Below are 14,615 nucleotides of genomic sequence, written 5' to 3'. Positions count from 1 at the left end.
CTCGCCGTGGAATTTGATCCATCGCAGCCCAATGCTGGGCGGATTTACGATTATTTGTTGGGTGGTAGCCACAATTTTGCCGTTGATCGCATGGCGGCTGAACGTTTGGTACAAATGATTCCGACGATTGAAAATGGGGCCCGCCTGAATCGTTGGTTTCTAGATATTGCCGTCAACCGTTTAGCCGATTTGGGCTTTAATCGCTATCTGGATTTGGCTAGTGGCCTGCCGACCCAAGGCTATATTCACGAAATTCGCCCTGATGCCTTGGTGCTGTACAACGATTATGATCAGGCAACTGTGGCCTATGCCCGCGAAATTATCGGCAACAATCCCCGCGTCATTTATCACCAAGCTAATATTGCTGAGCTTGAGAGCATTTTGGCCCAAGCCGAGCAACATTTTGCTGGCGAACGTAAATTGGCCATTTGTATGATTGGGGTTTCCTATTTTCTCGATGATCAGGTATTGAGCCACACTCTGCAACGGTTGTACGAATGGTGTGCGCCAGGCTCGCAAATTGCCATCTCGTGGATTGCCCTGCCTGAAAATCCCAACCCCAAACTGCAAGAATTGCTCGCACGGTATAGAGCCATGGGTAGCCCAATTTATGCACGGACTGTCGAGCAAATCAAGCAATTTATCGAGCCATGGACGTTGCTCGAACCTGGGTTTCAGCGACTCTCTGAATGGAACGAGATTGATGGCACATGGGTGATTGAAGGCGATCGCCAAGCTGGCGATGAGCAAAGCGATATGTACGGCACATTTATGATTAAGGGCTAGCGATCAGGAATTTTTTAACCACGAAGAACACGAAGAGCACGAAGGATGAGACTATTGGCTATCGAAATCATTGTTGATATTTCAAATCAATCTCCGATAGCCAATAGCCAAAAGCCTTAACGCTCTGCGCCTCTGTGTTAAACCCTGGCCCCTAACATCTAGCCCCTGATCCCTCGTTTGACTTCTGCCTTTTGAGTTTTATTAGCTTCGTCGCCAGCCGATCAATGTGCCAACTCCGGCTAACACGCCAATGCCAACCAAAATCCATGGCATAGTGCTCGATTGATTGGCTGGCGGCTCGGTTATTTGCGGTGGGTTGGCGATTGGTACAACATCGAATGTTGCCGTTGGCATGGGTTTGGGCGCATTAGGTTCAGCGGTTTGGCCTGCTGGCAAGGCGGTTGCAGTCGCTACGCCAGCCATACTGTAATTGGTTAATGTGCTGACTAAATCAGCCAATGCTTGAGTTTGTTCCTGGCTGTGCTCACGATAACGCACCTGATCTTGCTCAACGTTGAGTGCCCCATAATCGCCAAAACTAATGGTTTGCCAGACAGCTGTACTATCGAATTGATTTGGACCTAAAAACAAAACCCATTTGCTGCCTTCAGCAAAACGATTGCCAGTTCGAAGTTCTGGTTTACATGACGGATCTGTATCAATTTCATGGTTGAGCACGCTCAATGGTTCACTGGCAACTGAGCCTTTGATCGCTGTATCGACCGTAAAAAATGCCTGATCGCCCTCGATGCTGCTGACTGTGGCAACGACTACTAGATCAGCTTGTTGGGTCAAGCTATCAAGGGTTGGCTCGATCATCGAGCAGGCAGCGGCAGGAGTTGCCGGCAGTAGCCCAATTAATATGATCAAACATCCCCAAATCCAACGCATGTTAACCTCCTTACAATCACTATCTCACAGATATACTGATTACTGTTTAGCACTACGGCTGCGTTGCCAGCCAATCAATGCGCCGATTGCAGCAACCACACCTACGCCAACCAAAACCCACGGCAGCCAGCTTGGAGCAGCAGAAGTTGGTGCAATAGTTGGTGCAACATCAACTTGGGCAACTGGATTGGCATTCGGATCGGTATCGATTAATTCAGGGGCTGGGGCCGGCAAAATTTGTGGCTCAACTGCAGGTGCTGCTGCTCCGCCAGGTAGTGGATCAACCAACTCGTTGGGGGTGAGGCTGGCATAATTGCTCAAGGTTTCAACCATATCAGGTAATGAAATTTGCTGCGGCGTGCCTTGTTCGGTATAGCTGACTTGATCTTGTTCAACTTTGAGTGCCCCATAATCGCCAAAGCTGGCAGTTTGCCAAGTGATATCTGGGTCGAGCGTGGTTGGCACAAGGAACAATACCCAGCGACTGCCTTCAGCAAAGCGCTCGCCATCGCCCAAGGTTGGTTGGCAATCGGCTCCATTGTTAATTTGATGGTTGAGCACATCAAGATCATTTTGCGGCAAATTCCCTTTGATCGGAGCCTCGACGCTAAATGTTGCTTGACTGCCTTCAATCTTGGTCACTGTGGCGATAACCACCAGTTCAGATTGTTGGGTTACGCTATCGAGGGTGGGTTCCATCATTTTACAGGCGGCGGCTGGCGAGATTTGCCAGAGGGCTAAACAGGCGGCGAAAAAACCAAAAATCCAACGCATGACACACTCCATTCGGATAAAACTAGCTTAATTGGTTGCATAGTAAAGGTTTGCTTAAAGCCATAACGTTGGCGAGGCCTGAGAAGTTCCTTAGTGTTCAGCGCTAAGCCGCTTGACAGAGCCTCAAGATTTCCCTATACTTAACTGGTAAGTGGTCTGACCAGTTGGTGAATATGAGCGAATTACAACGACCTGCATCGTATTGCGAACAACACTTGATCAAACGAATTATTGGCGGCAGTTATGCCGCAGGCAGCAGCCTGCCCAGCGAACGTGAGCTTGCGGTGCAATTGGGGGTCACACGGCCAACCCTGCGTGAAGCGATTCAACGCCTAGCTCGTGATGGCTGGCTCGTCGTGCAACAAGGCAAGCCGACAATGGTTTGCAATATTTGGCATGATGGCGGTTTGGGCGTATTGCGCAGTTTGGTGCAACATAGCACTGGGCTGCCAGCCCAAATTGTGCCGCAATTGCTAGCAGTGCGCTTGGATTTAGCGCCAAGTTACACCGCCATGGCGATCGAACATCACGCCGAAGCGATTACAGCTTTATTGCAAACCGCCCTACCATTGGCTGATAACGCGGCAGCCTACGCTCAATTCGATTGGCAATTGCACCATCGACTCACGATCGCTTCGACTAATCCAATTTATACCTTAATTTTAAATGGCTTTCGTGGCTTTTACCAAATGATGGCTTTGGATTATTTTGAGCTAGCGCAGGCCCGCGAACATTCGGCGGCCTTTTATCACACCCTGTTACAAGCTGCCCAAACTCGCGATGCCGATTTAGCTCGCCAAGCCAGCCAAGCCGCCATGCAGCAGAGCATCAACGTTTGGCAATTGTTAGCCGCGAATATCAATAATACACAAAGGGGATAATATGCGCCGTTGGAATGGGTGGGGCGATGAGAGCAAAGAGTATCCGGTTAAAGCTGGTATTTTGGGCTTGCTCAAGCAATTAATTGGGGCTGGCACGGCTCCTAGCGATGTTCGTTTGGCCGAGCTTGTTGCCCAAGTTCCAGCATCACGCTTGCCACACCACGAATTGATCAGCACCGATCCTGAGTTGCGGATTCGCCATGCTCGTGGCCAGAGTTTCGCCGATTTGGTGGCTACCCGCAGCGGCGAGCTGGGCCAAATTCCCGATGGCGTGGCGTTTCCCCAATCCAGCCAAGCAGTTCGCGAATTGATCGATTGGGCTAGTGTCAACAATGTTAGCCTGATTCCCTATGGCGGTGGAACCAGCGTAGCTGGACATATTAATCCAGTTGCTGGCGAACGACCAATTTTAACTGTCAGTCTTGCCAAACTTAATCGACTGATGGAAATTAACCCAACTGCGCGGCTGGCACGCTTTGGCGCTGGAATCAAAGGCCCAGATCTTGAAGCCCAATTACGGGCTTTGGGTTTTACGCTTGGCCATTTTCCCCAATCGTTTGAGCTTTCGACCCTGGGCGGCTGGATTGCAACCCGCTCTAGTGGTCAACAATCGCTTGGTTTTGGGCGAATTGAACAACTTTGGGCAGGCGGGCGGGTTGAAACACCCCAAGGATCGTTAGAATTAGCGCCCTTTCCAGCTTCGGCGGCTGGCCCTGACCTGCGTGAAATGCTGCTTGGCTCAGAAGGTCGTTATGGCATTATCACCGAAGCTACTGTGCGAATTCGCCCAATTCCTGAGCTTGATGTAGTGCATGCAATCTTTTTTGCAAACTGGGAGCAAGCCCAAACTGCCGCGCGAACAATCGCCCAAGCCAACCTACCATTAGGCATGTTGCGGCTCAGCACGCCGACCGAAACCATGACCAACCTCGCCTTGGCTGGTCATGAGCGGGCGATTGGTTTGCTCGAAGGCTTTTTGAAATTGCGCGGGGTTGACAGCGAAAAATGTCTGCTGTTAGTTGGCTTTATTGGTAGCAAAGCCCAAGTTAATCTCAGTCGTCAAGCAGTGTTGAGCTTGGTTCGTCAACATGGCGGCATTCACATCGGCCAAAGCTTTGGCAAAGCTTGGCAGGCTGGGCGCTTTCGTGCGCCTTATCTACGCAATCGGCTGTGGGAGTTGGGCTATGGCGTGGATACGGTCGAAACCGCCACGACATGGGAAAATGTTACACCCTTGTTGCATGGCTTGGAACATAGCTTACGCCATGGATTGGCAGCTGAGCACGAACAAGTCCATGTGTTCACCCATCTTTCGCATTTTTACCCAACTGGTTCAAGCATCTACACAACCTATGCTTTTCGGCTTGGCAACGCTGCGCAGGCAACTTTAGCTCGTTGGCACGCCTTAAAAACCGCTGCGAGCCAAGCAATTGTGGCTGCAGGCGGCACGATTAGCCATCAACATGGCGTAGGGCTTGATCATCGCCCCTACCTCGAAGCCGAAAAAGGTCGCTTGGGAATTGGCGCATTGCAACAACTTGGCCAGCATTTCGACCCGCAGGGCTTGCTCAATCCCGCCAAATTATACGAGGATGGCCAATGAATCCGCAGTTGCAATGGAACGCTACTTGGCGCGAAACCACTTGGCAAGCGCTCGATCAAGCGTGGGATGTCATTATCATTGGCGGTGGAATTACGGGCGCTGGCTTAGTGCGCGAAGCCACGCGCTCAGGACTCAAAGCGTTGTTGCTCGAAGCGCGAGATTTTGCTTGGGGAACCTCAAGCCGTTCATCGAAATTAGTGCATGGCGGTTTGCGCTATTTGGCTCAGGGCCAAGTGCGGGTCACCTATGATTCGGTAGTTGAGCGCGAACAGCTTTTAAACGAAGCGCCTGGTTTAGTTGCGCCATTGGGCTTTTTAATTGGCCTACCACAGGCCAAACCACTCAAGCGCTGGGTCTATCAGGCTGGATTATTGGCCTACGATGCGCTTGCTCGTCGCCGCGAACAGCATTATCTAAGCATTGCCAATTTGCGGTTACAAGCGCCCTACCTTGCTGATGCTAACTTAGCGGCTGGCCTACGCTACAGCGATGCCCAAACCGATGATGCCCGTTTGGTCTTGCGAATTTTGCGCGAAGCGGCTGCCGCTGGAGCTACAGTACTAAATTATGCAGCGGTTGAGCAGTTAGTTCGAGCAAACGAGCAAGTGGTTGGGGTGGTTGTGCGTGATCAGCTCAGCCAACGTCAGCAAACTCTCAAAGCTACGGCGATTGTCAATGCTACGGGTGCTTGGGTCGATCAACTGCGCCAGCAGATTCATGCTCCAGCCAAAATGCGCCCGTTGCGTGGCAGCCATTTGGTATTTAGCCAAACCCAATTACCACTCGCCCAAGCGATCAATTTGGAGCATCCCAGGGATCGGCGGCCAGTGTTTTTTGTGCCATGGGAAGGCGTGAGCATTGTCGGCACAACTGATCTTGATCATGAGCAGGATTTATGGCAAGAGCCAAGTATCAGCCCTGCTGAAGTTGCCTATTTGCTTGAAGCAGCCCAAGCCGCTTTTCCAAGTTTGGCGTTGGGCTTGAGCGATGTGATTTCGACCTGGAGCGGCGTGCGGCCAGTGGTCGATACGGGAGCCAGCGATCCATCCAAAGAATCGCGGGATTATGTGCTATGGCAAGAGCAAGGGTTATTGACGGTCACAGGTGGTAAATTAACCACCTTTCGCTTGCTTGCGCTCGAAGCCTTGAAACTTTTACGTCAATACTTGCCCCAGATCAAACTTTGGCCGAATGCCCCACGATTGAATCCTGCACCAAGTAGCTTGGCGGGATCACTAGCCCCAAACATCAAACAACGCTTGTTGGGGCGTTATGCCGCCGAAGCACCCTTGATGCTGCAAGAATTGCCTAGCCATGAGTTTCGTTCAATCGCCGATTTACCAAGTTTGTGGGCCGAAATCCGTTGGGCAGCACGCTATGAAGCCGTGACCAATGTAGGCGATTTGCTGTTGCGGCGCAGCCGTTTAGGCCTATTGTTGCCCCATGGCGCAGCTGAATATCAGGCCCAAATTCAAGCAATTTGTACTGAGGAGTTGGGCTGGGATGCACAACGCTGGCAAACCGGGTGGCAGCATTATCAACAATTAATTGAGCAGCATTATAGTTTGCCAGATTAAGCTTGTTAACACTTCTCTAATTTGACAATCTCGCCGAGATAGCTATAATGAAATCAAACCTTCTCCTCTCTCTTCTCTCCCACAAGCGGCTCCATTATGCGAGCCGTTTGTGGTTTTAGAACCATAACCCTCCATAGCTGATTTTCAGCAAGAACAAAATCTTATTACTAACCACCAGCCATAACAACCACCCGCATCCGCGTCGCATCGCGTATTGGCGGCGCTCCAAAAAGGCGTTTGTAGGCACGGGTAAAGTATGCGGCATCATCATAGCCTACCCGAGCACCTACACTTGCTGCATCAAGATCTTCGCTCAATAATAAGCGCCGAGCCTCTTGTAGACGCAACTGCTGCTGATACTGACCTGGACTCATCGCGGTCACTGCCTTAAAGTGGCTGTGGAACCCAGAGACACTCATTCCTACTGCCTGTGCTAGATCAGGAATCCTAAGTGGCTGATGAAAATCACGCTGAATTTGGGCAAGCGCACCCATGATCCGATGTTCTGCTCCTCCAATGATTGCAATCTGACGCAGCCGCATGCCTTGTTCGCTCATCAAGAGCCGATAAACCAGTTCCCGCATAATCAGCGGCCCCAAAATCTGCGCGTCGCGAGGGCTATTGAATAACCGGACAAGCCGTACCACCACATCCATAAATTCTCCATCCAGCGAACTCACTGCAAGTGCTCGCACCGATGCTTGACTTGCTACCGGCGTTACTCCCACCTCGGCCATAACCGAGCTAATAAGAGCTGGAGACAGTGCAAACCGAAGACTCAGATATGGTGCTTCTGGCGTGGCCTCCATAATTTGACCAACGACGGGCAGCGCCGCCGTGGTGAGCAAGTAGTGGGCTGGATCATAGTGATACTGGTTGGCAGCTAATAGCACCATCTTCCGCCCTTGAATAATCACGCAAAAGGCAGGAACAGTTACCCCATGAATTGGCTCCGTTGGGCCAGAAACACGGTAGACATGTACTCCAGGCAGCGGTTCAATCATGCCATCGGATGGAAGAATGTGGGCGATCCGTGTGCTGATCTCAGCATAGTTGGCAGCACTATGCTGGCGCTCCCAAGCAGTTTGGTGTTCTTGAGTCATCGGCATAATTACGCCTCGCTGTGTGGCTTCTATCTTTTAGGTATAGTCTGGAGAATTATCCAATAATTGACGACAATCATCATACCATATGCAGCTTGTATACGCCTATACTTAGTTATGGCACGAAGCAGGCTGATCCAGCGCTCTAGAGAATCGGACAAGTAGGCGCGATTCGTGCTTTTTCAATAGCTAAGGAGTATCGCTTATGACAATCATCCCAACAGTGAGCTTAAATGCGGGTATTGCAATGCCGATCCTCGGGTTTGGTGTGTTTCAGATTACCGATGCAGCGGAATGCGAACGCGCCGTTAGTGATGCGATTCAGACGGGCTATCGGCTAATTGACACCGCTGCCGTCTATGGCAATGAAGCGGCGGTTGGAGCCGCGATCGCCCGAAGTGGTGTGGCCCGCGAAGATCTATTCGTGACAACCAAGCTGTGGATTCAGGACACGGGCTACGAGCAGACTAAGGCTGCTTTTGAGCGTTCGCTCCAACGCTTAGGCCTCGATTATCTCGACCTGTATTTGATTCACCAACCCTACGGAGATATTTATGGTGCGTGGCGGGCTATGGAAGAGTTATATCAGGCAGGCCGGATTCGCGCGATTGGGGTCAGCAATTTTCACCCCGATCGGGTAATGGATTTGATCGTTCATAACCAAGTTCCGCCTGCGGTCAACCAGATTGAAACGCATCCATTCCAGCAGCAAATCGATACTCAGCAGTTCTTACAGCAACAGGGTGTACAGATCGAGTCGTGGGGGCCATTTGCTGAAGGTAAACATGCTATTTTCCAGAATGAGCTACTAGCAGGTATTGCCGCTACCCATCAAAAAACCGTTGCACAGGTGATTCTGCGCTGGTTAACTCAACGTGGGGTTGTGGCAATTCCCAAATCGGTACGCAAAGAACGCATGGAAGAAAACTTCAACGTGTTCGATATTACCCTTAGCCCAGAAGAAATGGCGGCGATTAGCACATTGGATACAAAAACCAGCAGCTTCTTTGACCACCGTGACCCCGCCGTCGTGAAGATGTTAGGTGAAGCAAACCGCCCAACCTAGAATACTAATCATATCCAACACCCTCACAGCAGTTGGTGGCAACTGCACCAGAATATTCGATCTGCTCGTCTACAAGCGGCTCAATTATGTGAGCCGTTTGTGGTTTTAGGCGATTTTCCTCAAATCAACGAGCCAAACAGTAATTCAATGCATGTTCCTTGACGCTAGCTACAGATTGTGATATTTATAACATAGTTGCTAAGCGAAAACTCTTCGTTTGGGGCTGGCGTATGCGGGGGTGTTCATGGATATTAGCATCATCAGTTATGGTTCGCGCGGCGATGTTCAACCATTTGTAGCGATTGCACGAGCATTACGCCATGTAGGGCATCAAGTTCAACTGGTTGGCCCAGCCAATTTTGCTGCGCTAAACCACGATGCAGGTGTTCCGTTCGTTTCGGTCGGGGTTGATATTCAAGCCTATTTGCGCGAACGCATCGCTAGCTTATCCGGTTCGCGCAATGTAATAGAGTTGCTCAAAAGCCTGCGTAACGAACTAAACGAATTGATTGAAGGAATTGCCCAAGAAACATTGCAAGCCTGTCAAGGAACTGATCTCATCCTTGGGACTGGCCCTCAGACCGCTAGTTTTGCTGAACGACTTGGGGTTCCATTTATCGAAGCAGTGCTGCAACCGCTAACTCCCACCCGCGCCTATCCCTCGCCAATTGCCCCAGCTTGGCTCCAACTTGGCGGATTCGCCAACTATCTCACGCATCTTGGTTTTGAGCAGATTTTTTGGCAGATCTTTCGGCCCACAGTCAATCGAGTTCGCAGCCATGTGCTGGGCTTACCATCCTATGGCTTTACCAGCCCGTTTGGTAAAATCCGCGAGCAGGTTCCGTTGCGGCTGCACGCCTACAGTGCTTACGTTATGTCACGCCCAACCGATTGGTCTGCACAGCATCACGTCACAGGCTTTTGGTTTCTGCCAGCACCAGCCGATTGGTCGCCACCGGCTGAGCTTTGCGCCTTTCTGGCTGCTGGGCCAGCTCCAATGTATATTGGCTTTGGCAGTATGATGGGTGGTGATCCACGACAATTAACTAGCACTGTGAAGGAAGCCTTAGCTCGCTCTGGCCAACGTGGAATTCTCGCTGGCGGTTGGGGAGCATTAGCTGAAACCGCAGAGCCAACCGATCAATTATTTTTTGTTGACAGCGTGCCACATCAGTGGCTATTCCCTCAAATGGCGGCAATTGTGCATCATGGCGGTGCTGGCACAACTGGCGCAGCCCTACGCAGTGGCCGACCGTCAATCGTTGTGCCCTTTGCCTTCGATCAGACTTTCTGGGGGCGACGGGTGGCTGAGCTAGGCGTGGGTTCCGCACCCATCCCACGTTCGCAGATTACAGTCGATCGGCTGGTGACGGCGATTAATCAAGTAACAACCCAAGCTGCAATTCGTGAACGAGCAGCCCAGCTTGGCAACCAAATTCAGCAAGAATATGGCACAGCACAGGCGATCGATCTGATTCTTCGGATAGCTCGACGTTAATTTGGCACGCCAAAACCCACGATTAATATGATCGCAAACGGCTCATGTATCTGAGCCATTTGTGGTTTTAGGCGATTTCTTCTGGCTCCAGCACTGGCAAATTCCATAATTCTTCAGGCACTTGAATATGAATATGGGTGCCACCCTGCTCTGGCGTAGCAATATTCAGGCTGCCACCAATCACCATTAACAAACCGCGATGCAGGCGTAAGCCACTACCACTGCCCGATGAACTTGCTTGATGGGTTTGTATGCCCACACCATCATCACAAATATCGACGATTAAACCATGTTGCCAATCGATTTGCACTCGCATCTGCAAGGATCGGCGTGGATCGTTGCCACGGGCATGGCGGGCAGCATTACGCAGTGTTTCTTGCAAGGCATAGCTAATCACTTCGCCGATAAATTGCGGCGTATCAGCCAAACGCGCTTCTGCCGCAGGCGCAACGGTATAACTGACCTGATCAAAGGCATTGCCAAAATCAACTAAAACCATATCGTGTAAGGTTTGGGCTAAACCACCTTGGGCCAAACGATGCGGTGTAGCTGGCGGCAACGAGCGAATCAGTGCCGAGAGTTTGGTATGAGCCTCGGATAACGCCTGAATTGTTTGTTGAGCCATGGGATCGTTGGCCGAAACTGCACTGAGATGAATCAAGGCGGCATGAATTTGCGGCAATACATCATCGTGCAAGGTGCGTCGCCCTTGGCTACCCAAGACTTTGACCTCAGCAATGCGTTGGCGCAACACATCGCCGAGCATTCGCGCTGCTCGTTCGCCAGCCAGCGCATCGGTCAAACGCGCACAACAGGCCGCCGCAACTTCCATCAATTCTTCGCTATACACCGCGCCGGCTTGGGGCGAACCAAGCACCAAGGCTCCGGCCAAACCACGTCCATCCCACAAGGGCACGGCCCACTCCGCGCCACTTTGCGCCTCAAGCCGAATGCCCGAATTTCGGCGCTCGTTGGAGATTGGCAATTGTTCAAGCAATGGAATTGGAGTTTGACCCCAGTGATAGCTAATCACGTTGGGCAGGCCTGGCACTGCATCGCGCAACAATAAACAAGCGCGTTCCGCCCGCAGCACATCACGACTGACCGCCTCAACCAAGCCTTCGACCGAAGCCGAAAGGCTAGCCCCACCATCCAACAAACGATCTTGAAAGTGCAAACTGCCGACGAACGGGCGCAAACGCTCCATAAAAGCCTCGTGCTCAACCCGATAACGCCAGCTCAACAGGCCATAGGCCAGCGAAGCCAAGGTTGTAGCAAACAATACAATGTAGATCGAGGCCACTTGCAGCGCTGAGCTGACCCCAACCATCAAGGCAAAGCCGCCAGCAATCGCCACCAACCAACGCCATTGATCGATACGGTTCCATTGGGGCAAGGGGCGATCGGTAAAGGCGGCGTAGGCTCCCATGGCCTGACCAGCAGCCCCCAACGCCGCTGCCACCACAATCAACACCATCACATCAAGCTGAAAAAATAGTTCGATTGCGCGATCAGCCAGCCAAGCGACCTCTGGGGTACGCCCCGATGAACCTTGCGAAAAAACGATCACTGCACCGATTAATGCCACAATTCCGGCCAGCAACCCCAACAACGAAGTGCGAAACAGCCACGAGCGCACCCGCAGCCATGCCTGATGTGGCAAGTTGTTGCGCCGCCCTGGGCCAGTCAATAAGGCATGAATCGGCAAGCTAAAACACATAATCAAGGCCAAAAGATAGCCTGCCACAATAAACGGCAAATTAGCAACCAACCAAGCTGGCACAATTTTCAGGGCTAAAATTCGCGCTTCTTGAGGCAAAGGATAAATTGCGGTCAGCACCAAGCCCAAAATTCCAATAAAAATACCCATAGTAAATAGCAGCAATTTATGAATCCGCAGGCTCTTACCGCTCACTCCGGTATACCAAATCATCGTGGCATACCAGGCATAGGGCGCAAGCAACGAAACCACGCTGATCACCCGCCACCAAAAGGGCAAGCCCACATCAACCACTGGTGGGCCGCGTCCAATAATCGCTGCATGAATCAAAAAGAACACGCCAGCCATCAATAAACCAGTCGCTGCTAAACGCGGGCCACGTTCACGCCCGCCATCGAGCGCCACCGTCATGCCTAACCACAAACAGATAATGGCATTGAAAATTGAAATTGCCAGCGCGATCGATTGCAGAATAAAAATCATGAGTACTACCTATAAGCCAGTTGTTTCATCATACCAGCTTCAAGCTAGCACCTAGGTGCTTAAACGCCAACGACGATCCCATTGCTGAGATCGTCGTTATGCCGTTGCGATTGAGTTTATTGGCAGGTTACGCCATTGAGTTGGAAGGCGTTGCTTGGCAAACTTGGAACACTCCCAACACCTTGGAAACCAAAGTTGGCTGTGCCACCATTACCTGCAAGATAGCCATTCCAGCCAGCATTCGTGACGGTAACTGCGCTACCAGTTTGGCTGAGCGTACCATTCCACAGGTTGCTGATGGTTTGGCCACCGGGGAAGTTGAATTTCACATTCCAGCCATTTAAAGCGCTTGGCTGCAAGTTGGTTACGGTAACATCGGCGATAAAGCCTACGCCCCATTGGCTCGTCACCTTGAAATCAACTTTGCAAGCGCCGCCAGTGCTGGTTGGCGTAGCCGTTGGCACTTGGGTTGGCGTGCGCGTTGCGGTTGGAATATTCGTTGGCGTGACGGTTGGAATGGTAGTTGGGGTAGAAGTTGGGCCTTGGGTTGGTGTGCGCGTTGCGGTTGGAATATTGGTTGGCGTAGCCGTTGGCGCTTGGGTTGGCGTGCGCGTTGCGGTCGCCGTTGGCCCAGTGGTTGGGGTTGGTTGGTTGCTATTGAGCACACCCACGGTCAGATAGTCGGCGTAGATCGTCGCTGTGCCACTATTACCCGTAAGTGCATTGAATTCAACCCCCAATTCGCGCACTTGGTTGATATCAGGCACACCTGCCAATTCAATTGTCAGCAAACTAGTGCCCGAATCGATCAGCACAGTCCCACTATCTTTCCAATTCCAAGCGCTTCCAGTCTTGATGTAAAGCTTAGCACTGAGACCGCTCCCAACATTTTGGGCACTCAGGCGAATTTGGATGCGTGATTGACCAGTTAAATCGAGCTGGATCGGGAGCTGAATCGCAGCGGGAGTAGCAGCTAAATTAACTTGAGCTTTGATTGAACGTTGGCCATTGGCAGCCCATTCGGTGTTGACAACTGGCCCCGAAAGCAAATTCGAGCCAGTCCAGCCTTGCAGCGTGCCATCTTCAAAATCGCTGACCACGATCCCAGGAATTGGCGTAGGCGTTGGTGTGCCCGGCGTTGCTGTGGGAGCGATCCCAAGCGTACCATTCCAAAGCTGGCCAACATTGGTACGATTCAAGGTTGCCCAATGGGCATAGGTGCTTTGAATGCGGCTATCGGTATTGCGATAAAACATATCGGTGTGCCAAATCATAAAGTAGGCAAATGGCGCGCTGCTCAACAGAGCTGGGTCCATCATGTAGTCGGTTTCGCTGAGGGCTTTAATCTTGGTTTGCGAGAAACGCCCAAGATCTTCATACCAACTCACATAGTTGCCCGAAGTTTCGTTATATACATCGCTGCCCAAAATATCGGCTTGGCCAGCGGGATACCAAGCCGTGCTGACCCCTTTGACCCCAGGTGTCCAAACCCAGATCAGGTTGTGCAGGCCACGGGTGGTTACCAAATAGCTGAACATATCATCCCAAAGGCGGCGATAATTGGTGGCTCCATTATCTTTATCCCACCAAAACCAACCACCACCAGCCTCGTGGTAGGGTCGCCATAGCACTGGCACGCTGGCATCTTCGAGCTGTTGCAAATCATCGGCAATATTATCGAGCCAAATCAGATAATTATTGCGTTCAGTCGTGCCATTGACAAACATATTGTCAATATCAACCACCGTGAACATATCTTGATGGTTAGTGCCTTGGCTGGCAAGTGGGGTCCAGTGTTGGCTGATGGTTGGAATAACTTTGGCATTGGTCCAATCGCTGATGATCGCATCGATCATCCATTGACCATCGTTAGGCAGTGCGCCGCCGATCGGAAAATCCCAGCCACGCAATGCGGGGTAACGTTGTGGATTAGTGCGGGCAAAAACCGCATTCGACATTTCGTCTTTGCGCGAATTATCCCAGTGGACTTCTTGCTGACCACCTAGCCAATACTGACCTTTGTATTGGACAAAACGATCGAGCACATTTTGGGCATACGGGGCGAGATTTGGATCGGCGGCTTGATAGGCGGTAATCGCGGCCTTGGTGGTGTGCGTTGGTAACAAACTCAGTGAACCAAGCAAGACCCCAAGGAGCGCAATGGTCAACAACGACCGCGAACGGCTCAGGTTCGACCACATGGCGACAATCTCCTTTGATTGAGGACACTCAG

At 51.5% G+C, this 14,615-nt stretch carries 11 protein-coding genes; 6 read left to right on the top strand and 5 right to left on the bottom strand.

What is annotated here, in order from left to right:
* The first annotated feature begins 6 nt into the window (after positions 1-6).
* Entirely contained in the window at positions 7-786 is a 780-nt protein-coding gene (locus tag LCH85_15960; protein MCA0353489.1) for an SAM-dependent methyltransferase, read from the top strand.
* 201 nt (positions 787-987) lie between these two features.
* On the opposite strand, the gene LCH85_15955 is transcribed toward LCH85_15960, so the two are convergent.
* Both LCH85_15955 and LCH85_15950 read right to left on the bottom strand, forming a co-directional pair.
* Positions 988-1,677 (bottom strand): hypothetical protein, encoded by a 690-nt coding sequence (locus LCH85_15955; GenBank protein ID MCA0353488.1) that lies wholly within the window; start codon positions 1,675-1,677, stop codon positions 988-990.
* A gap of 39 nt (positions 1,678-1,716) precedes the next feature.
* Positions 1,717-2,451 carry a hypothetical protein gene (locus LCH85_15950; protein MCA0353487.1) on the bottom strand — a complete coding sequence of 245 codons (735 nt, stop codon included), beginning with the start codon at positions 2,449-2,451 and terminating at the stop codon, positions 1,717-1,719.
* A gap of 173 nt (positions 2,452-2,624) precedes the next feature.
* On the opposite strand from LCH85_15950, the gene fadR reads away from it, so the two are divergent.
* From fadR to LCH85_15935, 3 genes are read left to right on the top strand one after another with little or no spacing between them, the layout of a single operon-like run.
* Positions 2,625-3,332, top strand: a complete 708-nt coding sequence (gene fadR / locus LCH85_15945) for a fatty acid metabolism transcriptional regulator FadR (GenBank protein MCA0353486.1) — start codon at positions 2,625-2,627, stop codon at positions 3,330-3,332.
* A gap of 1 nt (position 3,333) precedes the next feature.
* Positions 3,334-4,935, top strand: coding sequence for an FAD-binding oxidoreductase (locus LCH85_15940; GenBank protein MCA0353485.1), 1,602 nt, complete (start codon positions 3,334-3,336; stop codon positions 4,933-4,935).
* Positions 4,932-6,512 (top strand): glycerol-3-phosphate dehydrogenase/oxidase, encoded by a 1,581-nt coding sequence (locus LCH85_15935; GenBank protein MCA0353484.1) that lies wholly within the window; start codon positions 4,932-4,934, stop codon positions 6,510-6,512. Before LCH85_15940 ends, LCH85_15935 begins: the two co-directional genes overlap by 4 nt.
* A 167-nt stretch (positions 6,513-6,679) precedes the next feature.
* Here LCH85_15935 and LCH85_15930 read toward each other — a convergent pair whose 3' ends face one another.
* The gene (locus tag LCH85_15930) at positions 6,680-7,621 is read right to left on the bottom strand and encodes an AraC family transcriptional regulator (GenBank protein MCA0353483.1); all 942 of its coding nucleotides are present in this window, start codon (positions 7,619-7,621) and stop codon (positions 6,680-6,682) included.
* Positions 7,622-7,820: 199 nt separating this feature from the next.
* On the opposite strand from LCH85_15930, the gene LCH85_15925 reads away from it, so the two are divergent.
* Complete coding sequence (locus LCH85_15925; protein ID MCA0353482.1) at positions 7,821-8,681, top strand: aldo/keto reductase; 861 nt, start codon at positions 7,821-7,823, stop codon at positions 8,679-8,681.
* Between the two features lie 244 nt (positions 8,682-8,925).
* Positions 8,926-10,179, top strand: a complete 1,254-nt coding sequence (locus LCH85_15920) for a glycosyltransferase (GenBank protein MCA0353481.1) — start codon at positions 8,926-8,928, stop codon at positions 10,177-10,179.
* 67 nt (positions 10,180-10,246) lie between these two features.
* Here LCH85_15920 and LCH85_15915 read toward each other — a convergent pair whose 3' ends face one another.
* On the bottom strand, positions 10,247-12,382 hold the full coding sequence (locus LCH85_15915; protein MCA0353480.1) for a hypothetical protein: 2,136 nt from the start codon (positions 12,380-12,382) through the stop codon (positions 10,247-10,249).
* 116 nt (positions 12,383-12,498) lie between these two features.
* Positions 12,499-14,583, bottom strand: a complete 2,085-nt coding sequence (locus LCH85_15910; GenBank protein ID MCA0353479.1) for a cellulose binding domain-containing protein — start codon at positions 14,581-14,583, stop codon at positions 12,499-12,501.
* Between the last annotated feature and the right edge of the window lie 32 nt (positions 14,584-14,615).

The organism is Chloroflexota bacterium (assembly GCA_020161265.1).
Taxonomy (GTDB): domain Bacteria; phylum Chloroflexota; class Chloroflexia; order Chloroflexales; family Herpetosiphonaceae; genus Herpetosiphon.
This window is presented reverse-complemented; position numbering and strand designations above follow the sequence as displayed.